This is a genomic window from Microbacterium sp. CFBP 8794, from assembly GCF_014841235.1.
GTDB lineage: Bacteria > Actinomycetota > Actinomycetes > Actinomycetales > Microbacteriaceae > Microbacterium.
Map to the genome: position 1 here is coordinate 327,059 of NZ_JACYTT010000003.1, position 24,067 is coordinate 351,125.

19 protein-coding genes are annotated in these 24,067 nt (G+C 71.5%); 7 read left to right on the plus strand and 12 right to left on the minus strand.

Translation table 11 applies throughout. From position 1 onward, the window contains the following. Positions 1 to 44: 44 nt before the first annotated feature. A complete protein-coding gene (locus tag IFU19_RS09050; RefSeq protein ID WP_192013481.1) occupies positions 45 to 482 on the minus strand; it encodes a MarR family winged helix-turn-helix transcriptional regulator in 438 nt (145 codons plus the stop codon). A 54-nt stretch (positions 483 to 536) separates the two neighbouring features. On the opposite strand from IFU19_RS09050, the gene IFU19_RS09055 reads away from it, so the two are divergent. After that, entirely contained in the window at positions 537 to 905 is a 369-nt protein-coding gene (locus tag IFU19_RS09055) for a VOC family protein (protein ID WP_192013482.1), read from the plus strand. A gap of 106 nt (positions 906 to 1,011) precedes the next feature. Then, on the plus strand, positions 1,012 to 1,950 hold the full coding sequence (locus IFU19_RS09060) for a hypothetical protein (protein WP_192013483.1): 939 nt from the start codon (positions 1,012 to 1,014) through the stop codon (positions 1,948 to 1,950). 42 nt (positions 1,951 to 1,992) lie between these two features. Here IFU19_RS09060 and IFU19_RS09065 read toward each other — a convergent pair whose 3' ends face one another. After that, positions 1,993 to 2,388, minus strand: a complete 396-nt coding sequence (locus IFU19_RS09065; RefSeq protein WP_055936254.1) for a YccF domain-containing protein — start codon at positions 2,386 to 2,388, stop codon at positions 1,993 to 1,995. 143 nt (positions 2,389 to 2,531) lie between these two features. On the opposite strand from IFU19_RS09065, the gene IFU19_RS09070 reads away from it, so the two are divergent. From IFU19_RS09070 to IFU19_RS09080, 3 genes are all read left to right on the plus strand, one after another. Further along, entirely contained in the window at positions 2,532 to 3,008 is a 477-nt protein-coding gene (locus tag IFU19_RS09070; RefSeq protein WP_070408497.1) for a general stress protein, read from the plus strand. A gap of 93 nt (positions 3,009 to 3,101) precedes the next feature. Further along, positions 3,102 to 5,546: an ATP-dependent helicase gene (locus tag IFU19_RS09075; RefSeq protein ID WP_192013484.1), complete on the plus strand. Its 2,445-nt coding sequence runs from the start codon at positions 3,102 to 3,104 to the stop codon at positions 5,544 to 5,546. A 107-nt stretch (positions 5,547 to 5,653) separates the two neighbouring features. Then, on the plus strand, positions 5,654 to 6,736 hold the full coding sequence (locus IFU19_RS09080; protein ID WP_192013485.1) for an SseB family protein: 1,083 nt from the start codon (positions 5,654 to 5,656) through the stop codon (positions 6,734 to 6,736). Between the two features lie 173 nt (positions 6,737 to 6,909). Here IFU19_RS09080 and IFU19_RS09085 read toward each other — a convergent pair whose 3' ends face one another. Then, positions 6,910 to 7,536, minus strand: coding sequence for a DUF1684 domain-containing protein (locus tag IFU19_RS09085; protein ID WP_192013486.1), 627 nt, complete (start codon positions 7,534 to 7,536; stop codon positions 6,910 to 6,912). A gap of 110 nt (positions 7,537 to 7,646) precedes the next feature. On the opposite strand from IFU19_RS09085, the gene ligD reads away from it, so the two are divergent. Beyond that, positions 7,647 to 8,678: a non-homologous end-joining DNA ligase gene (ligD, locus tag IFU19_RS09090; RefSeq protein WP_192013487.1), complete on the plus strand. Its 1,032-nt coding sequence runs from the start codon at positions 7,647 to 7,649 to the stop codon at positions 8,676 to 8,678. A 24-nt stretch (positions 8,679 to 8,702) separates the two neighbouring features. Here ligD and IFU19_RS09095 read toward each other — a convergent pair whose 3' ends face one another. From IFU19_RS09095 to IFU19_RS09120, 6 genes are all read right to left on the minus strand, one after another. Next, the gene (locus IFU19_RS09095; RefSeq protein ID WP_192013488.1) at positions 8,703 to 10,955 is read right to left on the minus strand and encodes a S8 family serine peptidase; all 2,253 of its coding nucleotides are present in this window, start codon (positions 10,953 to 10,955) and stop codon (positions 8,703 to 8,705) included. Between the two features lie 542 nt (positions 10,956 to 11,497). Next, complete coding sequence (locus IFU19_RS09100) at positions 11,498 to 12,541, minus strand: ATP-dependent DNA ligase (protein ID WP_192013489.1); 1,044 nt, start codon at positions 12,539 to 12,541, stop codon at positions 11,498 to 11,500. A gap of 3 nt (positions 12,542 to 12,544) precedes the next feature. After that, positions 12,545 to 13,723 carry an AI-2E family transporter gene (locus IFU19_RS09105; protein ID WP_191915814.1) on the minus strand — a complete coding sequence of 393 codons (1,179 nt, stop codon included), beginning with the start codon at positions 13,721 to 13,723 and terminating at the stop codon, positions 12,545 to 12,547. A 177-nt stretch (positions 13,724 to 13,900) separates the two neighbouring features. After that, on the minus strand, positions 13,901 to 15,148 hold the full coding sequence (locus tag IFU19_RS09110; protein ID WP_192013490.1) for an acyl-CoA dehydrogenase family protein: 1,248 nt from the start codon (positions 15,146 to 15,148) through the stop codon (positions 13,901 to 13,903). A gap of 136 nt (positions 15,149 to 15,284) precedes the next feature. Continuing rightward, entirely contained in the window at positions 15,285 to 15,953 is a 669-nt protein-coding gene (locus IFU19_RS09115; protein WP_055936279.1) for a TetR/AcrR family transcriptional regulator, read from the minus strand. 25 nt (positions 15,954 to 15,978) lie between these two features. Continuing rightward, a complete protein-coding gene (locus IFU19_RS09120; RefSeq protein ID WP_192013491.1) occupies positions 15,979 to 17,811 on the minus strand; it encodes a S8 family serine peptidase in 1,833 nt (610 codons plus the stop codon). Between the two features lie 188 nt (positions 17,812 to 17,999). Here IFU19_RS09120 and IFU19_RS09125 point away from each other — a divergent pair, with 188 nt between their 5' ends. After that, positions 18,000 to 19,487, plus strand: coding sequence for an FAD-dependent oxidoreductase (locus tag IFU19_RS09125; RefSeq protein ID WP_191915817.1), 1,488 nt, complete (start codon positions 18,000 to 18,002; stop codon positions 19,485 to 19,487). Between the two features lie 82 nt (positions 19,488 to 19,569). On the opposite strand, the gene IFU19_RS09130 is transcribed toward IFU19_RS09125, so the two are convergent. The 3 genes from IFU19_RS09130 to IFU19_RS09140 all read right to left on the minus strand — a co-directional run bounded on the left by IFU19_RS09130 (position 19,570) and on the right by IFU19_RS09140 (position 24,062). Beyond that, entirely contained in the window at positions 19,570 to 20,202 is a 633-nt protein-coding gene (locus IFU19_RS09130; RefSeq protein ID WP_055834121.1) for a LysE family translocator, read from the minus strand. Between the two features lie 109 nt (positions 20,203 to 20,311). Then, positions 20,312 to 21,883 (minus strand): FAD-dependent oxidoreductase, encoded by a 1,572-nt coding sequence (locus IFU19_RS09135; protein ID WP_192013492.1) that lies wholly within the window; start codon positions 21,881 to 21,883, stop codon positions 20,312 to 20,314. Next, positions 21,876 to 24,062, minus strand: coding sequence for a molybdopterin oxidoreductase family protein (locus IFU19_RS09140; RefSeq protein WP_441004773.1), 2,187 nt, complete (start codon positions 24,060 to 24,062; stop codon positions 21,876 to 21,878). Before IFU19_RS09140 ends, IFU19_RS09135 begins: the two co-directional genes overlap by 8 nt. Between the last annotated feature and the right edge of the window lie 5 nt (positions 24,063 to 24,067).

The following is a 24,067-nucleotide window of genomic DNA, read 5'->3' on the forward strand; positions in this document are numbered from 1 at the left end:
ACTGCCCCGCCGTTGTGCGAGGCGGCGCCCGAGTCGGACTGGGATCAACCGCGCAGTGACGCCGCCATCGAACGCAGCGCGTGCAGGGCGGCGGCCCGCTCGGCGTCGGACATTCCGCTGAGCATGCGACGTTCCACGGAGCGCACGGCGGCGCTCGCCGCCTCGAGGGAACGGAGGCCGCGCGCGGTGAGACGCGTCGGGAGCGCCTTGCCGACGGGGGCGGCATCCGGGCGCTCGACGATGCCGTCGCGCTCCAGCGTCTGGAGCAGCACGTTCATCGACTGCCGCGTGACGAATGCCCCGCGGGCGAGGTCGGAGTTCGACAACCCCGGACGCTGAGCGAGGAGCTCGAGGCAGGAGTAGTGGGTAATCGTCATGCCGAGGGGGCGCAGGACGTCCTCCATCGCGGAGCGCAGCGCGCTCGCCGCCTCTTTGAGCAGGTACCCCATCGAGGTGTCCAGATCGATGCGCTCTTGCGTCATGTCAGTATTCTGACATACAGTGGATGTCAGATAACTGACACACAAGGAGATTCCATGCCTGTCACCGGCCCCGACTTCCTTTCCCTGCAGGTGCGCGATCTCGCCGCCTCGCACGCCTTCTACGCGCGGTACCTCGGACTCGAGCGCTCACCCGCGGGCCCCCCGCACGCCGTGGTCTTCACCACGACGCCGATCGCCTTCGCCCTGCGCGACCTCGCGCCGGGGACAGACCTGACCGGTGTGGCGCAGCCCGGGATCGGCGCGGCCGTCTGGCTGCACGCCACCGAGGTGCAGCGAATCCACGACGCACTCGTCGCCGACGGTCACCGCATCGTCACGGACCCCATCGACGGACCCTTCGGCCGCACGTTCACTTTCGCCGATCCCGACGGATACCACGTCACTCTGCACGACCGGGCCTGACCGTCGGTCCGCCCGGCCGCGCTCGCGTGCCGCGGTCGCGAGGGGCGGCCCGGGTGGCCCGGCCTTCGCGGTCGGAGCGCGCGGGTGTGCCCGCTAACGTAGGTGCATGGCGACGACGACGGGGCGAGGCGTTCTGGCGCTGAGCACCGCCGGCGTACTCCTCGTGCTCGGCCTCATCCTGTCGTTCGTGGTCGATCCCTTCACCCGCGCTCCCGTCGTCGTGAACGCGACGACCGAATGGTTCGGCCGCGGTCTGCTGCTGCTCGGGGTCGTCTGGGTCGTCATCGGCATGGTCGCCGCCCGCACCAGCCTGGTGCGCCGCCCCGGCGCGGCGGCCGCGCGTGCGACCTGGATCGCGTCGACGCGACCCTGGCGGGCCCGCGAGTCCAGCCTCGGACTGCTGCCGCTCGACCGGTGGTTGATGATCCTCATTCCGGGCGGCCTGCTCGTGGCGACCCGCATCGTGCAGACGCCCCGCGACGGCCTGTGGGGCGCGGCCGTGGCCATCGCCAGCTGGCTCGTCTTCGCGATCGTCGTGCGGCTGCTGCTCGGCAGGCGCTCGCCGTGGCCCATCATCGCGGCCGTCGGCGGCGCGCTCGTGCTGCGCTGCGTCGTCGCCCTGACGGCGGTGGCGCTGTCGGGCTCCGAGGGCATCTGGTCGGGGTTGTGGACCATCCCCGCGGTGCGGGTGCTCTATCTGACGGGGGCGTTCGCCCTACTCGCCTGGGTGTTCGTCGCCGCCGGATGGTCGCTCCGCCCCCAACTCGGACGCCGTCGCGCGACCGGCATCGCCCTGGCCGGCATGGGCGTGGGGTGCGCCGTCCCCGCGGTCACGGTGGCGTTCATGGGAGCGGGCGCTGCGCTGCGGTCGTGGAACGAGCAGGTCGGCGTGCTTCCCTGGGACCTCGCGCGCTTCGCCGGCGCGCGCGACGGAGCCTTCCCGGTCGAGCTCGTCATCACCACCGCGGTGATCGGGGCGATCGTCACGCTCGTCGGCATCCTGCTCGCCCTTCCCCGACGGGTGTACGAGCGCACCGCGCGCTGACGCGCCGGGGTGAGCCGCCGTGCGCGCCGGCCGAGGACCGGGTCACCGGTCGAACGGACCCCCGCGACGGAGCTCGCGCACCTCTTTGCCGAGGGGCATGAGAGAGACGGGCACGAGCTTGAAGTTCGCGATCCCGAGCGGGATGCCGATGATCGTGACGCAGAGCAGCAGGCCGGTGACGACGTGCTCCAGCGCCAGCCACCACCCGGCGAGGATGACCCACACGACGTTCCCCAGGAACGAGCCCACACCGGCGGTGGGCTTGGAGACGATCTCGCGGCCGAACGGCCACAGCGCGTACAGGCCGATCCGGAACGCCGCGATGCCCCACGGGATCGTGACGATGAAGATGCACAGCACGATCCCCGCGGCGAAGTAGCCCAGGAAGAGCCAGAAGCCCGAGAGCACGAGCCAGAGGACGTTGAGGATGAGGCGCATGTCCCCATCATGACCGGCCGGGCTGTGTGGCATCCCGGGTTTGACAGCCCCGGGCTTATCCAGGGGCAGGACGACGCGCAAGCGCCCCGCCCGTCGAGACGCGGAGGGCTAGCGTGAGGCCCATCCGAGGGAGAGGAACCCCCATGACCGACGTCACCCGCGCCACCCCCGAGCGCCGCACACTCTCGAGCTTCAGCGACTACACCGGAGCGCAGGCGGCCGTCGACCGCCTCTCCGACGCCGGCTTCCCCGTCGAGCACACCGCGATCGTCGGGCACGGCGTGCGCATCGTCGAGCAGGTGACCGGCCGCCTGACCCGCGGACGCGCGGCGGGTCTGGGCGCCGCCTCCGGTGCCTGGTTCGGCCTGATGATCGGCGTGCTGCTGGGGCTGCTCACCCCCGGAGGATTCCTCGGCCTGCTGGTCTGGGGCCTTGTTCTCGGCGCCGTGTGGGGCGCGGTGTTCGGCTTCGCCGGTCACGCGTTCACCGGCGGCCGCCGCGACTTCTCGTCGGTGCAGGGACTCGAAGCCGAGCGGTGGGACGTGACGGTGGATGCCGAGCACTACTCGCGCGCGCAGTCGCTGCTGTCGTCGGGGGCGGCGGGCGAGGCGCGGGCGTAACGTTTCGCCGGGGCGGGGGCTCGCGACATCGCGGGAGCCCCGCGGCCAGCGCGGAGGGCCGATGTCGGAGGCCCCGCCTAGACTTGACCCGCCATGACCGACGCCTCCACCACGCCCCTCATCGTCGGCGGGTCCGCGCCGTCGGACGCCCGCCCCGACGCCGACCTGCTCGAGGGACTCAACGGTCCCCAGCGCGATGCCGTCACCTACCGGGGTCAGGCGCTGCTCATCGTCGCCGGCGCCGGATCGGGCAAGACCAGCGTGCTCACCCGGCGCATCGCCTCGCTGCTGCGCACGCGCGAGGCGTATCCGAGCCAGATCCTCGCCATCACGTTCACGAACAAGGCTGCGGGCGAGATGCGCGAGCGCGTGCACCAGCTCATCGGGCAGAAGTCCGACGGCATGTGGATCTCGACGTTCCACTCGGCCTGCGTGCGCATCCTGCGGCGCGAGGCCGAGCAGTTCGGCTTCACCAAGGCCTTCACCATCTACGACTCGGGCGACTCGCGCGCTCTCATCAAGCGACTGGTCAAAGAGCACGAAGGCGACTCGTTCGGTCTGACTCCCGCGGGTACGCAGAGCCGTATCTCGAAGCTCAAGAATGAGCTCGCCGACGCCGAGTCGTACGCCCGCTCGGCCAACATGAGCGACCCGGCCGAGCGCGTCTTCGTCGAGATCTTCGGCTCGTACCAGCGCGAACTGCTGCGGTCCAACGCCTTCGACTTCGACGACCTCATCGCGCAGACGGTCTACCTCTTCCGCGCCTTCCCGCAGGTCGCCGACGTGTACCGCAAGCGGTTCCGGCACATCCTGGTCGACGAGTACCAAGACACCAACCACGCGCAGTACGCCCTCATCCACGAACTGACGCGGCCCCCGGGATCCGACGCCGAGCCGATGTCGGCCGGCGGCGGAATGATGATCTTCGAGGCCGAACCCGTCGGCGAAGATGCGGCGTCCCTCACCGTCGTCGGTGACTCCGATCAGTCGATCTACGCCTTCCGCGGCGCCGACATCCGCAACATCAGCGAGTTCGAGCGCGACTACCCGGGCGCCAAGGTGGTGTTGCTCGAGCAGAACTATCGCTCGACGCAGAACATCCTGTCGGCGGCCAACGCGGTCATCTCGAACAACTTCGACCGCAAAGAGAAGAAACTCTGGACCGACGTCGGCGCGGGCGATCCCATCATCGGCTTCACCGGGTACTCGCAGCACGACGAGGCGCAGTTCGTCGCCGACGAGATCGAGTCCCTGCACAAGAAGGGCGTCGACTACTCCGGTGTCGCGGTGTTCTACCGCACCAACTCGCAGTCGCGTGCGCTGGAAGAGATCTTCATCCGCTCAGCCGTGCCGTACAAGATCATGGGCGGCACCAAGTTCTACGAGCGCGCCGAGATCAAGGACGCCCTCGCGTACCTCGTCGCCGTCGCCAACCCCGCCGACGGCATGGCCGTGCGCCGAATCCTCAACCGTCCGCGCCGCGGCATCGGAGATGTCACCGAGACCGCGATCGCCCGCTATGCCGCCGAGCACGGCATCACCTTCCGCGATGCGCTGGCCAACTCGCCGCAGATCGGCGTCGGACCCAAGCTGCAGAAGGCCATCGACCAGCTCGATGCGGTGCTCACCGAGGCCACGGCGATCATGCTGCCGGCATCGGGAGAGCTCGCCCCCTCCACGTCGGTCACCGAGGGACTCACGCTGCTCCTCAACAAGAGCGGCTACTTCGACGCCCTGCGCGCCAGCCGCGACCCGCAAGACGAAGCGCGCCTCGAGAACCTCGACGAGCTCGTCGCGGTGACGCGCGAGTTCGCCCGCAACAACCCCGAGGGCACGATCATCGACTTCCTCACCGAGGTCACTCTGGTGGCGGATGCCGATGACCTCGACGACGCGTCGGGCTCGGTCTCGCTCATGACCCTGCACACCGCGAAGGGCCTCGAGTACGACGCGGTGTTCCTCACCGGCGTCGAAGAAGACCTGTTGCCGCACCGCATCTCGGCCAACGAGCCGGGCGGTCCGCAAGAGGAACGCCGCCTCTTCTACGTCGGCATCACCCGCGCCCGCAAGCGCCTGCACGTCTCGCTCGCGATGACCCGCGCCCAGTTCGGCGAGGTCACCGTGGCCATGCCGAGCCGGTTCCTGCAAGAGATCCCGGCCGACCTCATCGACTGGCGTCAGTCGCCGGGCGACGTCAACGGTCGAGGTGGCTCGCAGTCGCGCGCGCTCAACGCCCGCGGCGGCCGATGGGCCGGTCAGGGCGGCTCGGGCGGCAACCGCTACGGCGACGACCTCGTACCGCTGCCCAAGCGTGCGCCGGCCGACCCGAGCAAGTTCCCCAACCGCATTCCGGCGAAGGTGCGCGACAACGGCGACCTGGTGCTGGCCGCGGGAGATCGCATCCGTCACGACGACTTCGGCGAGGGGCGTGTCGACGCCGTCACCGGCGAGGGTGCGAAGCGCGTGGCGCACGTGCGCTTCGACACGGTGGGACCGAAGAAGCTGCTGGTGAAGATCGCGCCGATCGCGAAGGTGTGAACCGGCGCGGCGTCGGACCACGCCGCGCCATCTCAGACCACGACGGGGCGAGGTCGCGGTCGGGCCGGCCGGGCCCGCGACAGGGACCGCCCGGATAGGCTGGAACAATGGCCCTCTTCTCGCGCCGCAACAAGCCCGATTCCGACGACGCATCGGCCGACCGGCCCGACAGCACCATCGAACCGGGCGAGCAGCCCGTCGATCCCGCCGGTCCGAGCGACGCCGCCCCCGCCCCCGAGCAGGCCCCCGCCGCCCCCACGGTCGGCATTTCGATGTCTTCGTTCCGTGGTGTGGGTGCCGGTCCCGAAAACCCTTCGGCGCCTCCTCTCTCGGCGCGACCGTCGGCCCGCCAGCCCGGACCGATGGAAGCCCCCGAGGCTCCCGAGACGGTGCAGGGTCTGCGCGACAACGCTCTGCTGGGGATCGCCCTCGCCGAGATCAAGGACCAGCCCGAGCCCGCGCAGCTGCTCAACGTCGCCCGTCAGCTGCTGCAGGGGCACGTCTTCCTGCGGGTGAAGGGTGACGCGCGCGCCCTGCTCGCCGAGGGCAAAGACCTTCCGCTGGCCGTCGCCAATCGCGGCGACGAGCAGCTCGTGCTCGCCTACAGCGGCGGCATGGCCCTGCGCGCGAGCGTCGAAGCCGACGGCGACCACGACACCTCGGCGATGGGCCAGCCCGTGATGGCGCTGCTGCAGCACGTGCTCGGCGGCTCGTACGCCGGCATCGTGCTCGACCCCGCCTCGGGCGACAATCGCGCCGTGCTGCCCAAGGCACTGCTCGAGCGCATGGTCGCCGAGGTCGACCCCGAACTGCGGATCAAGACGGCCCTGTGCGAGACGCGCGATGAGACCACGGCATCCACGATCGTCGACGCCATGGTGGCCGAGGCGCCGATGTGGATCGCCGTCGCCCAGACCGAAGAGGGCGGACCCGTCGGCGTCGCCGAGTCGCGTTCGGCCGGTGGCGAGCGCTATCTCGAGGTGTTCACGCACCCGCTCGAGCTGCTCGCGCTCGGCCGCGGCGACCAGCCCCTGCCGGTCAAGCCGCTGCAGCTGGCGAAGGCCCTCGCCGGCGACGCGGAGCTCACCGGCGTGCTGATCGACCCGGCCGGCCCCTGGATCCGCCTCACGCGCGATGAACTCGCTCCCGTGATCGCCCTGGCGGCGGAAGACACCGCGCCGACCTCCTGACCTCTCGACCACGGCGGGCCGCTTCCTTCTCGGAGGGCGGCCCGTCGTCGTTGCTGTCTGGGTTCCCTGGTGCAGTGGACCGCCTATCACTTCAGCGGCGCCGGGCTTTGGCATCCGTCCCGCGATGCCCGAGGGTGAGCCCGTGCAGGGACACCGGGGAACGCGCCCGCGGGTCAGACCCCGTACAGCTCGCCCACCGGCACGGCGACCGGGAGCACGTTGCCTGCCGGGGCCAGGGGGCAAGCCCACATCGGGTCGTAGGCGCATGAGGGGTTGTACGCGAAGTTGAAGTCGATGACCAGGCTGTCGGGCGCGGAGCCCTGGCCGAGATCGGCGCCCTTGACGGTGTCGAGCAAATAGCGCCCGCCGCCGTACGTGCCGCCCGGGCGTCCGGCGGCGCCGTCGCGGACGGGGATGAACAGTCCGCCGGCGTACGAGGTCAGCCGCCACACGTCGAGAGAACCGGTGTCGGGCAGTTCGACGCGGCCGATGCGCTCGAACTCGACCTCGCCGTCGGTGCCGGTGGTGGCGACGAACGACGCCTCGTCGGCGTCGAGCAGCGGCACCTCGAACCGCCAGGCGGCGTCGTACGGGGCGATCGGCAGGCCGACGAAGCCCTCGCGCTGCTCCGGCAGCAGGGGAGTGGCCGGGTGATCGGCCAGCAGCGCGTCGCGCTCGATGCGCCAGAGCTCGTGCGCCTCTTCGGGGTCTGCGGCTTGCCGCACGGCGTCGTACAGAGCGAATACGCGGCGGCGCCAGTCGGCGATGTCGAGGGCTTTACGGGCGGCGGCGGAAGTCATGGTCCGAGCGTAAACGCAGGCCGGATGCCGGGACCCCGGGCTGGACACGGGCACCTCACGCTGAGCGCAACGGGGAGACGCCGACGGCTCCGGCGCACTAACGTCGGGGCATGGCATCCCCCCGCATCACGCTGACCGTGCCGGGTCCCGAGGGCGACCGCGAGATCGGCATCTCGAACCCTGATCGCGTGCTCTGGCCCGAGGTGGGCATCACCAAGCGGGAACTCGCCGAGTACCTCATCGCCGTCGCCGACCCCTTCATCGCGGCGAACGGGCATCGGCCGGTGTCGCTCGAACGCTTTCCCGAGGGCGTCGGGGGCGAGGCGTTCTTCTCGAAGAACCCGCCCAAGGGGGCGCCGGCGTTCGTCGAGGCCGTGACGGTGACCTACAACAGCGGGCGGCGGCATCCGCAGCTCTTCCTCGGTGAGATCGGCTCGGCCGTCTGGGCGGCGCAGATGAACACGATCGTGTTCCATCCGTGGGCCTCGCTCGCGAGCGACGCCGACCATCCCGTCGAACTGCGCATCGACCTCGACCCGCAGCCGGGGACGGGGATCGCCGAAGCGGTCGTCGCCGCGCACGAGCTGCGCACTGTGCTGCGCGAGGCGGGGCTCGAGGCGTGGATCAAGACGAGCGGCAACCGGGGTCTGCACGTGTTCTGCCCGATCGAGCCCACGCACGAGTTCCTCGACGTGCGACACGCGGTCATCGCCGCGGCCCGGGAACTCGAGCGTCGGATGCCGGATGCCGTGACCACCAGCTGGTGGAAAGAGGAGCGCGGCGAACGCATCTTCGTCGACTTCAACCAGGCCAACCGCGACCGCACGATGGCGGGCGCCTATTCGCCCCGTGCCCTGCCGACGGCCACCGTGTCCACGCCGGTCGAGTGGAACGAGCTCGACGGCCTCGACCCGCTCGCGTTCACCGTGCGCAGCATTCCGGAGCGGTTGGCATCGGTCGGCGATCCGTGGGCCGGGTTCGCCGAGAAGCCCGGGCGCATCGATACGCTTCTGGAGTGGTGGCAGCGCGACCTCGACGACGGCCTCGGCGAACTGCCGTTCCCGCCGGAGTTCCCCAAGATGCCGGGGGAGCCGCCGCGCGTGCAGCCGTCTCGTGCGAAGAGCCCCGCGTCGGACGGCTGAGCGACCCGACCGACGCGAGGGGCGTCACAGACGGGGACGGCCCGTGCGGCCGCGACGCAGGAGAACCACCCCGAGCCCGCCGACGACGAGCAGCGCGCCGAGAACGCCGCCGGTGAGGGCGCCGTCTGCCGATGTGCCGGTGCGTCCGAGTTCGCGTGTTCCCCCGGCGTCGTTCGGCACGGGAACGGCCGTCGACGTGGGCTGGGGGAGGGGCGTGTCGGTGGGTGTCGGTACAGGTGTCGGTGTCGGTACCGGTGTCGGGGGGACGGGCGTCGGGGGAACCGGGGTGGGAGTGGGAGTCGGCGCGGGGAGCACGGAGAGGAACCCCGCGGCATCCACGAGACCGGATCCTGTCACGTCTTCGCGCTCGACACCCGGAAAGATGAACGGCACCTCTCGAGAGGTCGAGGTGAGGGCCGCGGTCACTTGAGCGGGGGTGAGGTCGGGGTTCTTCTGCAGCCCCAGGGCCGCGACCGCCGCGGCGGACGGAGCCGCCGCTGAGGTACCGGTGAATGAGTAGGTACCCGGCTCGTCCGGCACCGGAGTGCCGAAGAAGTTGGTCCAGACACCATCGAGGCCCGTCAGGGTGGGCGCCCCGGCGATCGGCTGCGGCAGGGCCTTCGTGCCGGGGAAGGGCTCGAAGTACAGGGTCAGCGGCCCGGTGCCGCTGAAAGGCTCGATGACGGAGGAGTCGGCGGCGTTGGCCGCCACCACGCTGACGCCCGACGGCGTGCCCGCGTGCCCGTAGATGGAGGGGCCGACGATGTCTCCCCCCGTGTTCTCGAAGTACTCGGCGCCGCGAAGGTAGCTTCCGGTGAAGATGGCCTTCACACGCGGAAGAGATGCCGGGATGCCGTCGGTGGTGTTGCGAACGACGACGAAGTCGTATTCGCCCCCGGTGCGGAGGTCGCCCTGATCGGGTTCGAAAGCCAGCGTCTGCAGGGGCAGTCCGAGAGGCTGCGACGGAGTGATGCGAAGGATCTTCCCGTCGGAATCGAGCACGGCTGCCATCAACTGGGTGTCGGACGCCCTGATGGCCTGCGCCCACTGCAGCATGATGGTCGCCGACGGGTTCGCCTGGTTATGCAGGTTCGGGTACGTCAGGGTGTCGGTCGGGTCTGCCTGTTCGGAGGGGCTGAAGTCGAGGCAGTCCCCGGTCATCTCATTGTCGCGAAGGTAGGCCGCCACGGACGGGGGGCAGTCTGTGGGACGGTACTCAGGTGTCTCCCACGACGAGATGACGTGACCGGTACTCGGTCCCACACTGGCGAACGACGTGTCATTGCCGGCGGCGGTGAAGAAGGGGATGCCGTCGGCAACGGCGTCTGAGAGGGCGTTCGAGGCCGGGCCGTCTTGGAACATCAGTTCGCCCGAGTACCCGAGGTCATCGACGATGACGTCGGCGCCTGCGTGTGTCAACGCGTCCACGGCGTCGACGAACCCCGCCTGCCCACCGGATCCGCTGGCGAACAGAAGGGTCGACCCCGGCGCGATGCTGTGCACGAGCTGGGCCATGGCACGCCCCTCGTCGGATCCGGCCTGACGGCTCTCTTTGACGACCTGCACCGGCTGTGCGTAACCGCACGGGTTGCTGTCACCGGGAAGGAGCCCGGCGGCGATGTCCTGTTCCGGCGTGCTCAGGGGGTCTGTCCGTGTCGCGTAGGAGTCCGAGATGATCCCGATCTTCACCCCCGTGCCGTCGACGCCGTAAAGCTCGCGCGCGAAGGGAACGTTCAGGGGCTCGGCCAGGTTGGCTTCGATGGTGCGGCAGGAGTCGGTCGGACGCGAGGCCGAGGTCGTTTCTGCTCGGGCGCCCACGATGTCGCGGCTCACCCCCGATGTCGTCGGGGCGATGTTCTCGAGGACATAGGCGATGTTCGGAAGGGCGGCGACCGTCGCCAGCGCTGCGGCCGGGATCGTCGCGTCGACGACGAGGTACTTCGCCGCCACGTCGTCGACGGTGCCGAGCTCGCGGATGGCAGCGAGATCGCCGTCCGTGGGCGGTGTCGTGTAATAGATCGTCACGGCGATACCGCCGGGGGAGACCTGCAGACTCGCCGGCCCGCCGTCGACGGTGCCGAGGGTTACCGACTGCTCGTCGATCTGCCGCGATGCTTCTGCGGGGTCGTCCGACAGGTCGAGCTGAGTGACCTGCAGCAGGCGTCCCGAGAGCGTGTCGGACCCATCGTCGTCCGGTCCCGGTGCCGCCGATGCCGCGGTACCTGCGAGAAGGGTGGTGACCAGCGAGCCAGTGATCACGGCGCCGACAACGGTCATTCTGCCCAGACGGTGCACGCTTATCCCCAAGAGCCAGCGGCCCCGAGCAGAGCCGCGCTCACAATAGCAGCCCCCGATTTCGCGGCCAGAAGCTACGCTCCTGTCGTGATCATCGCCGTCGAAGCTCGCGTCTCGAAGGTGATCGCGTTGGCCCCCACGCTCGGCTGGTTTCGCGCGCCGGGTGCGCTCGATCGACTCCGTGTTCCGGTCGTCGTCATGACGGGAGCGGCAGACAGGGTGACGCCTCCGTCAACCGTGGATGTCCTGCGCGCTGCCCCCGCCACCATCAGCGTGCGAACCTACCCCGGTGCCGGCCATCTCGATTTCCTCACTTCGCTGCCTCCGAACGTGTCACCGACACCCGGCCTCGACCACCATGCGTTCCTGGCGACGCTTACTCAGGATTTCGTACGAGACTCGCATAGCTGCGGCCCCGACCGGTCGGTCTCTCCTCGCGCGGGCGGAACGAGTGGACGACCGAGGTGGGCAGCCCGGGGGCGACGCTCCGTCGTGCTCGACATCGAGGGCAGGAAGACCACCCCTCAGTCCAGCACGTCGCCCAGGTCGTACGACGTCACCGTCTCGAGCTGCGCGAAGGTGCACGAGCGGGCGTCGCGGTCGGGGCGCCACCGGTCGAACTGCACGGTGTGGCGAAAGCGCATGCCCTCGAGCTGGTCATAGCGCACCTCGAGCACGCGCTCGGGGCGCAGGCGCACGAACGACACGTCTTTGGATGCCGAGAAGCGCGAACGGTCGGTCTCTCCGACGACCGCTTCGCCCTCGGCGTCGCGCTCGACGAGCGGCGCGAGCTCGTCGATGAGTTCGCGGCGGCGGGCGTCGGTCCACGCCGATACCCCGCCGACGCCGTGCAGGGTGCCCTCGTCGTCGTAGAGGCCGACGAGCAGTGACCCGACGCCCTCGCCCGACTTGTGGATGCGGTACCCGAGCGCCACGACGTCGGCGGTGCGGGCGTGCTTGATCTTGAACATCGTGCGCTTGTTCGGCGCGTACGGCTGGGCGAGGGGCTTGGCGATCACGCCGTCGAGGCCGGCGCCCTCGAACTCGGCGAGCCACCGGCGCGCGAGGTCGGGGTCGTCGGTCGTGCGGGTGACGTGAACGGGATGCGGCACGGCGCCGAGCAGGTTCTCGAGCTGGGCGCGGCGTTCCGAGAAGGGCTCGGCTTGCAGGTCACGGTCGCCGCGCGCGAGCAGGTCGAACGCGATGAACATCGCCGGCGTCTCGTGCGACAGCATCGTCACGCGCGACGCAGCGGGGTGGATGCGCTGCGACAGGGCCTCCCAGTCGAGTCGCTGGTCACCGCGCTGCCCGCGCGCGACGACGACCTCACCGTCGATCAGGCACGGCTCCGGCAGGATCTCGGCGAACGCCGCGACCAGCTCGGGGAAGTAGCGGGTGAGGGGCTTCGCTCCGCGGCTGCCGATCTCGACATCGGTGCCGTCCCACGACACGAGTGCGCGAAAGCCGTCCCACTTGGGTTCGTAGCTGAACCCTCCCTCGACCTTGGCGTGCTCGGGCACCGCGGGAACGGACTTCGCCAGCATCGGTGCCGGGATGTCGTAGGCCATGGCTCAGCCTTTGCTCTCGCCCCCGGCGAGCGGGACGGGGTTCTTGCGATTCTTGCGACGCGCCCACTCGGCGGGCCGGTCGGTGCCGTTCCAGACGCTGACGATGCCCCAGACCACGGCGGTGAGAGGCACGGCCAGCAGGGTGCCGAGGATGCCGCCGATCGCGGTGCCGCCGGCCAGCACCACCAGCACGACGAAGGAGTGCAGCTTCATGGTGCGGCCCATGAGCACCGGCTGCAGGAAGTTGCCCTCGAGCTGGTTGACGAGCACGACGACGCCGACGACGATCAGCGCCACGATGGGGCCGTTCGTGACGAGGGCGACGAGGGCCGCCAGGATGCCGGCGGTGACCGCGCCGACGATGGGGATGAACGCGAGAAGGAAGACGAGCACGGCGAGGGGCAGCGCGAGCGGCACCTGCAGGATGAGCAGACCGATGTAGATGCCGATCGCGTCGACGGCGGCGACCGAGGCGGTGCCGCGCATGTACGACCCGAGCACCGTCACCGTCTTGTCGCCGATGCGGCGGGCGCGGTCGTAGTGGTCGCCGCGGAACGGGCGCAGGACGAACTCCCACATGCGCGGGCCGTCTTTGAGGAAGAAGAACAGGATGACGACCATGAGCACGAAGCCGGTGACGAACGACGCCACGGCGCTGACTCCCGCCAGGGCGCCGCTGCCGAACTGCGAGCTGGTGACGAAGTCCTGAACGCCCTGGATGAGGCCGTTGACCTGGTCCTGCGAGATCGCGAAGGGCAGCGTGTGGTACCAGTCCTGTGCCTGCTGGAAGCCCTGCACGGCTTGCGAACTGAGCTTCGGCCACTGGTCGACGACGGCGTTGACGACCAGCCAGCCGAGGGCGCCCAACACGACGACGACGGCGAGCAGCGTGAGAAGGGTCGCCAGGACCGCCGGCACTCCCTTGCGCCTCATCCACATCGTCACCGGGCCGAATGCCGAGGCGAAGATGAGAGCGAGGATCAGCGGGATGATGACGAGCGTCACCTGCTGGATGCCCCAGATGAGACCGGCGACGAGGATGACCACGACGATTATCTGCAGCGCACGGACGGCGAGGCGCCCGAACCCGTCGGCCCAGAGGCTTTTCGGAGGCGTCTGCACCTCCTGAGCGACGGAGGTGATCGCGTCGCGTGGCGCGGGATGACGAGAGAACAGGCCCATGCTCACAAGGTAGCGGGGGCGTCCGACATGGCAGGCGCGGGTTGCGCGGTGTCGTGGCGCCGGATAGGGCCTGGGGATGCCGGAAACCGGGGCGTTCCACAGGCCCCCGGGCGGTCGCCGAGGGCCGGTGACCGCGGCCCCGACGCCGAGGAGGGCGCCGGGGCGTGGCATCCGGGGTCAGACGAACGCGCTCATGCCGGTGATGTCGCGGCCGAGGAGCAGTGCCTGCACGCTCTCGGTGCCCTCGTACGTGTGGATCGCCTCGATGTCGGCCAGGTGCTGCATGACGCCGTTCTCGAGCAGGATGCCGTTGCCGCCGAGCAGATCGCGGGCGACCGAGGCCACCCGACGGGCGGCGCGGGTGTTGTGGTACTTCGCCAGCGACGCCTGCGTGGGGCGCAGGCCGCCGGTGGTCTCGAGGTCGGCCAGGCGGCGGCAGTAGAGCTGCATGGCGGTGACCTCGTCGAGCATCTGCGCCAGGCGTTCCTGCACCATCTGGAACTTCGCGAGGGGCTTGCCGAACTGCATGCGTTCCGTGGCATACGTCCGCGCGATCTCGTAACAGGCGGTGGCGTGACCCAGCGCCGACCAGGCGACGCCCGAGCGGGTCGCGAAGAGCACGATCGATGCGTCCTTGAACGTGTGTGTGCCCGGGAGCACGGCATCCTCGGGCAGGTGGACGTCGTCGAGCGCGATGTGGGCCTGATGGATGCCGCGCAGCGACACCTTTCCGGTGATGACCGTTCCGGTGTACCCCGGGGTGTCCTGCTCGACGAGGAAGCAGCGCACCGCTCCGTGGTCGTCGCCGCCCTCGTTCTCGACCCGCGCCCACACGAACGTGATGCCGCCCGATGCGCCGTTGCCGATCCACTTCTTCGTGCCGCGGAGTGACCACCCCTCGGCCGTGCGGGTGGCGGTGGTCTCGAGCGAGACGGAGTCGGACCCGTGGTCGGGCTCGGTCAGCGCGAAGGCGCCCAGCACCGACCCGTCGGCGAGGGGCTGCAGCCAGCGCTGCTGCTGTGCGGGGGAGCCGAAGAGCGCCAGGGTGCGCAGCGCGAGTCCGCCCTGCACGGCGAGGGCGGTGGCCAGCGACCCGTCGTGCCGCGAGATCTCCATGTTGACCAGGCCCGCGGCCAGGGGAGAGGTCGCGGGGAGGTCGGGGTGCTCGATGCCGTCGGTGAAGAGTTCGAGTTCGCCCATGCGGCGGACGAGCTCGATGGGGTAGGTCGCGGCATCCCATTCGCCCTGCATGCGCGTGCCGACCTCGTCGGCGAACTGCTTCGCGCGCTCCCACGCGGCGCGGTCGGCCTCGGGGATGTCGGCGAAGACGGCGTAGTAATCGGTGTCGCGGCGCCCGAGCAGGTCGTAGCGGGCGATCCGCTCACCGGGGAGCGTGGGAGTCTCGGCATCGGCGTCGATGGTCATGGTTCCCAGTATCGCCCATCTTGGGACTGGGTGTCATGGTGTGCGGGCAGAGCGTTGAGTGTCCCAGACACGCCGCACTCCCCGTGCGGGAGCGGCGTGTTCGGGACACTCGATGAGGCGGGTGCGTCGTCCGCGCTCAGTCCTCGAGCGACGCGCGCAGGCGGCGCGACATCTCGGCGGTGGGCATGCGCCGGGGGAACGCGGCGACGATCACGTCGTCGCCGGCCGGGTCCTCCCCGTCGGGATGCACACCGTACCGACGCAGCACGTCGTCGAGCGCGCGGCGCAGAGTGGATGCCGGAACCCGGGCGCCGCGCATGAGTCGACGCAGCACGTGGTTGTGCACGGCGGTGACGAGGGCGGCGAAGCCGACGGCATCCAGCGGATCGAGGCCCGGGAGGGCGTCGCGCAGGTACTCGTCGAAGAGGCGCTCGTACCGGAAGACGGTGACGATCTCGCGGTCGCGCAGCCCCGGGATCTCGCGCACGATCGCGTAGCGACGGCGGGCCAGCTCGGGGTCGGCGGCGAAGTGGCGGAACACGCGCATCGAGGCGTCGCACACGGCCGCCCACGGGTCGGCGTGCGGCTGCGCGAGGTACGCGCGGGTCTCGCCGATGAGCACCTCGTGGTCGGCGAAGACGACGTCTTCTTTGCCGCCGAACTGGCGGAAGAACGTCGAGCGCGAGACCCCGGCGGCCTGGGCGATCTGCTCCACCGACGTCTGGTCGTACCCGTGCGCGGCGAACAGGTCGATCGCGGCCGCCACGACCGCCGTGCGGCTCGAGGGGGCAGGGGTGTCGCTCACACGGGAAGCCTAACCGGGGCGCCGCTCACCGCCGCCGCGCGCGCGAACGCGCCACCAGCAGGATTACGCCGCCGATCACCACCACCCCCGCGGCGATCGCCAGGGGTACGAGGGCGGTGGCATCCATTCCGGTCGATGCGAGGCGACCCCCGTCGGGAGCGGCGGCCGGGGCCGGAGACGCGCTGGGCGAGGCGATCGGGCCCGCTGTCGCCGTCGGCGAAGGCGTCGGCGTGGGTTCCGGCGTCGGCGTCGGGTCCGGCGTCGGTGTCGGTTCGGGGGTGGGGCCGGGGCGCGGAGGCAGGGCGGCCAAGGCCGCTTCGGCGTCGATCAGGCCGGCGCCCACGATGTTCTCGGCGGGGACCGAACCCCAGGGCGAGGGAGCGCGGGTCGCCGTCGAGGTGAGCAGGGCGCGGATCTGCTCCTGGTCGGTGTCGGGGGCCAGGGAGCGGATCAGCGCGGCGACGGCGGGGGCGTTGGGGGCGGCCGCCGACGTGCCCGAGAAGATCTTGACGCCGGGTTCGTCGGTGTCGGCGCCGAGCACCGAGGTGCGGACCCCGTCGACCGAGAGCAGATCGGGCTTCGACACCACCGGACGAGGGTCGAGCACCGCCGACGGATCGGCCGCGAAGCGCGAGCCGAACGCCCAGGTGACCGGTCCGATGCTGCTGAAGTCCTCGACCTGCAGCGGGGTGGCGGCGGGAGCGGCGGCGACCGAGATGGCAGCCGGGTCGCCGTTGTGGCCCATGATCGTGCGGCCCACGGTGTCGTCGCCGCTCGAGCGCCAGTACTCGGCGGCTCCGACCTGCACGCCCTGGTCGAACGAGACGAAGACCGGCGGCAGGGGCAGCGAGGTCGCGGCATCCGGGATCGCGAGGCGCGCGACGGTGATGTCGATCTCGAACGGCTTGTCGCGGGCGGGCAGGGCGACGGTGAAGCCGGGGGTGGCGTCCTGCAGCGGTGTGGGGGCGGTCGACAGGGGCTCTCCGTCGATCATGACGACGGGGACGAACAGGCCGCTCACGCGGTCGGCCGGCTCACCCCATTGGAAGATCACCTCGCCCTCGTTCTGCACGCCGATCACGTAGTTCAGGGTCGTGTCGGAGCCCTCTGCGGGGTCGACGTCGAGGCAGTCGAGGGGAGCGGTGCGTCCCTGCGCGAGAACCGCCGCGGTCACCCCGTCGGGGCAGGCGGTCGGCCGGTACGCGGTCGTCTCCCAGCCGTTGACCGGCGCCTTCGACTGACCCGGCCGTGGGGCGACGGCGATCTTGTTGCCGTTGCCCGCGGCCGTGAAGTAGGCAACGCCGGCCGCGGTTGCGCGCACGATCGCCTCGCCCGAGAGGGAGCGCTGGAAGATCGAGTCGTCTTCCATGCCGATGTCGTCGACGATGACGTCCGCGCCCGCGGCGACCAACAGGTCGATGGATTCGCGCAACGAGGCCGCGCGATCGGCATCCACTCCCGCGAACATCAGCGTCGCGCCCGGGGCGATGCCGTGCACGAGCTGCAGCATCGCGCGTCCCTCGTCCTTGCCCCCGGTCGTCTCGTGGACGACATCGACGGGGGTGGTGCGCCCACAGGGGTTGCCGGGGCCCGGCAGCAGACCGTGGGCGATGTCGTCGGCCACGGTGGCGCCCGCGGCGGAGGTCAGGCCGAACGAGTCCGAGAGCACGCCGACCGTGACGCCGGTGCCGTCGACGCCGAAGCGCTCCCGCGCGAGGTCGGCCTTGAGCGGCGCGTCGGCGTCGACCGGGATCGACCGGCAGGATTCCGCCGCGTCGGTGGGGACCGCCCACGCGGCGGGGGCGATACCGGCGGTGACGAGGATGAAAGCGAGGGCGAAGCCCACTGAGGTCCGCACGCGAACGACTCCCAGGGTCGGTGACGCCGTCGACTGGTCAGCTCGGCGGTGGCTCAGGGAGCCGACGAGCTTCATCCTAGGGGCCACGCTCAGCGCACTCACAGCTTTCGTGGACTCCGCACGTAGACGACGGGACCGGCGTCGGCAACCCGCTGCGCGGAGGCCGTCACCGAGAGTTCGATGGGACCATGACCTCCCCGCTGTGGATCCGAGACCGCACGCCCGCCGACACGACCTCGATCGAGCCCGGGACGCACCACGACGTGATCGTCGTCGGTGCCGGGATCACGGGCCTCTCCACCGCCGTGCTGCTCGCGGAAGCCGGCGTCGACGTCGCCGTGGTGGACTCCGGCGACGTGGGCGGGGGCGCGACCGGGGCGTCGGTCGGCATGGCGTCGCTGCTGCAGGGCACGACGCTCGCGACCCTGCGTCAGCACCACCCCGCGAGTCTCGTGCGCGCCTACGTCGAGTCCAACCGCGCGGGCCAGGAGTGGCTCGCCGAGCGGGCGGGTGCCGCAGCCGACCGGCGGACGGCGTTCACCTTCGGCCGCGGTCTCGCCACCGACACCGCGCTCGACGCCGTCCGCGACGCCGCGCGCGAGGCGGGCCTCGACGTGCGCGAGGACGCCCCCGACGAGCTCGGCGGGCGCACTCCCGTGCGCGCCCTCGCCCTCGACGACCAGCTCGCCCTCGACCCCGTGCAGCTGGTCGATTCATTGGCCCGCGCGGCCGTCGACGCCGGGGCGACTCTGCACACCGGGGCGCGCGTCACCGACGTGCACGCGCTCCCCACCGGACGCGTCGACACCGTTCACGGTCCGCTCCTCGGCGACACCGTCGTGCTCGCCACGGGCACGCCCATCACCCGCCGCGGGTTGTACGACCTCAAGACGCGGGCGCTGCGCTCGTGGGCGATCGCCTTCGAGCTGGAGGGGGATGCCGCGGCCCCCGGCGGCATGTGGAGCGAGGCCGGCGTCGACGGGCGCAGCGTCGTGGCGGCACCGTCGTCGCTCGGGCGTTCCGCGCTCATCGTCACCGGGGCACGGCATCCGGTCGGCTCAGCGCGGTCGGAGGTCGCGCTCGCCGAAGAACTGGCCGCCTGGGCTCGGCGCACCCTGCCGGTGGGGGCCGAGATCGCCCGCTGGTCGGGTCAGGACTACCAGTCGCACAACCTCGTACCGTTCGTCGGGGGGATGCCGCGCGGCCTCGGCCGCCTGCGTTTCGCCACCGGATACGCGGGGTGGGGCCTCACGAACGCCCCCGCCGCGGCGATGCGGTTGAGCGACGAGATCCGCGGAGTCTCACGCGGCGATCGGCCGCACTGGATGCGCACGATCGGCACGCGCATGACGGTGCCCGCCGACCTCGGTCGGGGGATCGGCGAGGCGAGCCGGCGGGTCGGCGTGGTGGCGGGGGCGCTGACCTCGGCCGTCCCCGCCCCGGCGAAGCGCCCCGCCGAAGGGGCCGGCGTCGTGGCGCGCCGGGGCCTTCGCACGGCGGCGGTGTCGACCGTCGAGGGGTGTACCCGCGCGGTCGTCGCCCCGGTTCCGCTCACCTGGAACGACGCGGAGCGGTCGTGGGACAGCCCCGTCGACGGTTCGCGCTTCGCGCCCGACGGAACGCGGCTCGAGGGCGCGGCCTCGGCGGATCTCGACGTGCGGGGTGCGGTGGGCTGAGGTCGCGGGCGCCGCGCACACTCGGCGCTGCGCGCGAGACGCCGCGGCCTCGCCGGCGCTCACGCGAGAGCTGTGCGGCGCCTCAGCTCTTCGCGCCGGTGAAGGCGAGAGCACCGCCCAGGCCGATCATCATGACGCCACCCGTCGCCGAGAGCGTCGAGATGCGCTGCGGCGAGCGGGCGAACCATGCGCGTGCGGTGCCGGCGGCCAGGGCCCAGGCGCTGTCGCACGTGAGAGCGAGCACCTGGAAGACCAGGCCGAGCAGCAGCAGCTGCAGCCACACGGCGCCGGCCTGCGGGGCGACGAACTGCGGCAGCACGGCGACGAAGAAGGCGATGGTCTTGGGGTTCGTGATCCCCACGACGAAGCCCTGGCGCAGCAGCATCCACGACGAAGCGGGGGCGCGGGACGCACCGGCGACGTGGTCGCGGCGATGACGGATCGCCTGGATACCGAGCCACACGAGATAGATCGCCCCGACGACCTTCAGCACGGTGAAGGCGACCACCGACGACGCCACGATCGCCCCGACCCCGAACGACACCGCGAGCACCGCGGGCACCGTGCCGAGGGCGTTGCCGACGACGCTCAGCACGCCCGCCCGACGGCCCAGGGCGATCGAGCGGCCGATGACGAACAACACGCTCGGGCCGGGGATGACGATGATCACGACCGACGCGGCGACGAAGGCCACGAGGTTCTCGAGCGGAGGCATGCGTGAAGCGTAGTGCGGCTGCGTTACGTGCAGACGTCGCGGCCGCCCCGCGCGATCTCCCCGTGTGCGAGGGGGCGTGGAGCAGCAGGATGCCGGGGTGGCGGGCGCACTACGCCGGCACCGCGTCGCGCGCGATCAGCTCGGTGATCCGACCGACGCAGCCGCCGCAGCCGGTGCCGGCGCGGGTCGAGGCCTTCACGCACGCCACCGTCGGCTCCCCGGCCGAAACGGCGTCGCGGATGGCTCCCGCGCTCACTCCGTTGCACCAGCAGACGGTCGCGTCGGCCGCGAAGGGGTCGGCGACGACGGCCATGCCGACATCGGGCGCATCGAGCCGCAGCAGGGAGGAGCGGTCGGCGGGCAGCTCCGAGCCCCGCTCGAACAGCAACGTGAGCTCGGCACCGGTGCGCGGCATCCCGACCGCGACGAACCCGGTGAGCACGCCTTCGACGGTGACGAGCTTCACGTAGGCCCCGCGCGCGGGGTCGGCCCAGAGCGTGACCTGGGGGCCATGGCATCCGGACGCATGCACGGGCGCGAAGGGGTCGGCGCCGACCTCGCCGCCGGCGACGACATCGATGCCCTCGGCCTTGAGCATGACGACCCCCGGACGCTCGGCGACCGCGGGCGACGAGACACCCGACGACAGCAGCGCGGCGAGGCGGTCGGCCTGGCGCCAGCCCGGGCCGATGAGTCCGGTCGGCCCGCCGGGCACCCGGCCGTCGGTGTCGGCGGCGGCCGGATCGGCGACGTGCGCGCAGTCGCCGATCGCGTACACGGCCGGGTCGGTCCACGAGAGCGACGAGCCGTCGACGAGCACGCCCGCCGAGGTGGCGAGGCCGCTGAGCGATGCCAACTCGGTCCGCGCCCCGACCCCGCACGACAGCACGAGCAGATCGCCGGCGAGCACCTTGCCGTCGGCGCAGGCCAGGCCGTCGAACCAGGCGTGGCCGTGGTCGTCGTAGCGCTGCACGATGCTCTCGGCGCGGGCGTGGTGCACCATCTCGACGCCCGCCGCATGAGCGGCGGCGGCCAGCACGCGCCCGCCGTTCTCGTCGAGCGTGCGGTTCATGGGGGCGGCCGAGTGGTACGCGACGATCACCTCTGCGCCCGCTTCGGCGGCGGCCAGGGCGAGTTCCATCCCCAGCACGCCGGCGCCCAGCACGACGATCCGCTGCCCGGCCGTGACAGCGGCGCGCACGAGTTCGGCGTCGGCGAGATCGCGCAGCGCGACGACGCCGCGGGGGAGCGGCGCCCCGCCCCGGTCGAGGTCGTCGGGCGCCCCGGGCCGGGCCGACCGGTCGCGCCGAGCCCGCTCCAGGCCGGCCAGCGTCGGGACGTTGGCGCGGGCGCCGGTGGCGAGCACGAGTCGGTCGTAGTCGATCCGGATGCCATCGTGCAGGCGCACCACCTGCCGGTCTCGGTCGATGCCGACCACCGTCGCGCCGAGCACGAAGCGCACGCCCGCGTCTTCGGCGACGCGGCGGTCGTCCATGTCGAGGCCGGCGCGGTCGGCGCGGCCCACGGCGTACTCGGCGAGCAGCACGCGGTTGTACACGTCGTGGGCCTCGGCCCCGACGACGGTGAGATCGATGCGTCCCGCGCGCACGGCGGGGAGCAGCCCGTCGACCAGCCGCGCCCCGACCGGACCATAGCCCACCAGCACCACGCGCTCAGACATGCATCTCCTCCTGGGGGCGGTGATCGGAGTGGCCCGCCATCAGAACGCCGGGGCGCTCGACGACGTGGGGCGCTGCGGCTCGCGCGTCAGTCGTCACGGCACCGGTCGTGGTGGGGGCGCCGGGGGCGGCGGCATCCGGAGCCACCCGCACCCGCGTGCGTTTGAACTCCGGCATGGCCGACGTCGGGTCGACGATGGCCTCGGTGAGGCGGTTGGCGCACTCGTCGCCGGCGTAGTGGAACGGCAGGAAGACCGTGTCGTGACGGATGTCGGTGGTGACCGTCGCCCGCGCCCGCACGGTGCCGCGCTCATTCGACACGGCGACGAGCGCATTCTCGCGGATGCCGAGGCGGGAAGCCGTCGCCGGATGGATCTCGAGCCGCGCCTCGGGGCGGGCACCGTTCAGCTCGGCGACGCGTCGGGTCTGCGTTCCCGACTGGTACTGCTGCAGGTAGCGGCCGGTGACGAGGGTCAGCTCGCCTCCGCGGTCGGTGGGCGCCGGGGGAGTGGCGGACACCGGCACGAGGCGCGCGCGGCCGTCGGCGTGGGCGAAGCGCTCGGTGAAGGGGCGCGGGGTGCTCTCGGAGCGGTAGGGCCAGTACGCCTCGACGCCGGTGTCGAGCAGCGCGTGCGACAGGCCCGAGTAGTCGGCGACACCGCCCTCCGAGGCGCGGGCGAGTTCGTCGAACACCTCGGCCGGATCGGTCGACCAGGTGGATGCCGCGCCCAGGCGCCGCGCGATCTCGGACATGATCCACAGCTCGCTGCGGGCGCCGTCGGGCCCGGGCAGCGCCTGGCGGCGGCGGATGACCCGGCCCTCGAGAGAGGTCATCGTGCCCTCTTCCTCGGCCCACTGCAGCACGGGCAGCACGATGTCGGCGAGTTCCGCGGTCTCGGAGAGGAAGAAGTCCAGCACGATGAGGGTGTCGAGGGCGGTCAGGTTCGCGCGGACGGCCTCGACGTCGGGCGCCGACACGACGACGTTTGAACCGGCGACCAGCAGCGTCTTCACCGGCCCACCGAGCTCTGCGAGCAGGGCGGTGGCCGGGATGCCGGCATCCGGAAGCGTGTCGGGATCGACGCCCCACACCCCGGCGACGTGCCGCCGGGCTTCGGGGTCGCGGATCGAGCGGTATCCGGGCAGCTGGTCGGCCTTCTGACCGTGCTCGCGTCCGCCCTGGCCGTTGCCCTGGCCCGTGAGGGTGCCGTAGCCCGAGCCTTCGCGGCCGACGAGGCCGAGCACGAGGGCGAGGTTGATCGCGGCGGTTGCGGTGGCGGTGCCGTCGACGTGCTGTTCGACGCCGCGTCCGGTGAGCACGTAGGAGCGTCCCGCGGCAAGGCGCCGGGCGGTGGCACGCAGCTGGGCGACGGGCACACCGGTGGTGGATGCCGTCCGCTCCGGCCACCACTGCGCGACGCTGCGGCGCACGGCGTCGAACCCGCTCGTGCGCACCTCTATATAGGCCCGGTCGGCGAGGCCCTCGGCGAGGGCGATATGCGTGAGACCGAGGAGGAGGGGCAGGTCGGTGCCGGGCGCTGCCTGCAGGTGGGTGCCGGCGCCGTCTTCGGTGAGGCGCGCGGTCGCCGAGCGGCGCGGGTCGACGACGATGAGGCCGCCGGCGGCGCGGGCTCCGGCGAGGTGCGCGAGGAACGGCGGCATGGTCGCGGCGACGTTGGAGCCGAGCAGCAGGATCGTCTCGGCGTCGTCGAGGTCGGTCACCGGGAACGGAAGGCCGCGGTCCATGCCGAATGCTTGATTGGCTGCGGCGGCCGCCGACGACATGCAGAAGCGACCGTTGTAGTCGATGCGCGAGGTGCCGAGGGCGACGCGGGCGAACTTGCCCAGCTGGTACGCCTTCTCGTTGGTGAGTCCGCCGCCGCCGAAGATGGCGTTGGCGTCGGGTCCGTGGGTGGCCTTCGTGTCGCGGAACGCTGCCGCGACGGCATCCAGTGCGTCGTTCCAGGTGGTCTCGGCGAGGGTGCCGTCGGAGCGCCGCATCAGTGGCATCCGGAGTCGGTGGGGGGATGCCAGGAGCTCCGCCGACGTCCAGCCCTTGGCGCAGAGCCCTCCCCGGTTGGTGGGGAAGTCGCGGCCGGCGACCGTGGTGGACCCCTCGTGGGTCACGGTCATGGCGCACTGCAGCGCGCAGTAGGGGCAATGGGTGTCGGCGGAGCTCATGGTCA

Excerpts from the sequence above, each read along its gene's own strand:
- IFU19_RS09050 (WP_192013481.1), bottom strand. The coding sequence starts at position 482 with ATGACGCAAGAGCGCATCGATCTGGACACCTCGATGGGGTACCTGCTC.
- IFU19_RS09055 (WP_192013482.1), top strand. The coding sequence starts at position 537 with ATGCCTGTCACCGGCCCCGACTTCCTTTCCCTGCAGGTGCGCGATCTC.
- IFU19_RS09060 (WP_192013483.1), top strand. The coding sequence starts at position 1,012 with ATGGCGACGACGACGGGGCGAGGCGTTCTGGCGCTGAGCACCGCCGGC.
- IFU19_RS09065 (WP_055936254.1), bottom strand. The coding sequence starts at position 2,388 with ATGCGCCTCATCCTCAACGTCCTCTGGCTCGTGCTCTCGGGCTTCTGG.
- IFU19_RS09070 (WP_070408497.1), top strand. The coding sequence starts at position 2,532 with ATGACCGACGTCACCCGCGCCACCCCCGAGCGCCGCACACTCTCGAGC.
- IFU19_RS09075 (WP_192013484.1), top strand. The coding sequence starts at position 3,102 with ATGACCGACGCCTCCACCACGCCCCTCATCGTCGGCGGGTCCGCGCCG.
- IFU19_RS09080 (WP_192013485.1), top strand. The coding sequence starts at position 5,654 with ATGGCCCTCTTCTCGCGCCGCAACAAGCCCGATTCCGACGACGCATCG.
- IFU19_RS09085 (WP_192013486.1), bottom strand. The coding sequence starts at position 7,536 with ATGACTTCCGCCGCCGCCCGTAAAGCCCTCGACATCGCCGACTGGCGC.
- ligD (WP_192013487.1), top strand. The coding sequence starts at position 7,647 with ATGGCATCCCCCCGCATCACGCTGACCGTGCCGGGTCCCGAGGGCGAC.
- IFU19_RS09095 (WP_192013488.1), bottom strand. The coding sequence starts at position 10,955 with ATGACCGTTGTCGGCGCCGTGATCACTGGCTCGCTGGTCACCACCCTT.
- IFU19_RS09100 (WP_192013489.1), bottom strand. The coding sequence starts at position 12,541 with ATGGCCTACGACATCCCGGCACCGATGCTGGCGAAGTCCGTTCCCGCG.
- IFU19_RS09105 (WP_191915814.1), bottom strand. The coding sequence starts at position 13,723 with ATGGGCCTGTTCTCTCGTCATCCCGCGCCACGCGACGCGATCACCTCC.
- IFU19_RS09110 (WP_192013490.1), bottom strand. The coding sequence starts at position 15,148 with ATGACCATCGACGCCGATGCCGAGACTCCCACGCTCCCCGGTGAGCGG.
- IFU19_RS09125 (WP_191915817.1), top strand. The coding sequence starts at position 18,000 with ATGACCTCCCCGCTGTGGATCCGAGACCGCACGCCCGCCGACACGACC.
- IFU19_RS09130 (WP_055834121.1), bottom strand. The coding sequence starts at position 20,202 with ATGCCTCCGCTCGAGAACCTCGTGGCCTTCGTCGCCGCGTCGGTCGTG.
- IFU19_RS09135 (WP_192013492.1), bottom strand. The coding sequence starts at position 21,883 with ATGTCTGAGCGCGTGGTGCTGGTGGGCTATGGTCCGGTCGGGGCGCGG.
- IFU19_RS09140 (WP_441004773.1), bottom strand. The coding sequence starts at position 24,062 with ATGAGCTCCGCCGACACCCATTGCCCCTACTGCGCGCTGCAGTGCGCC.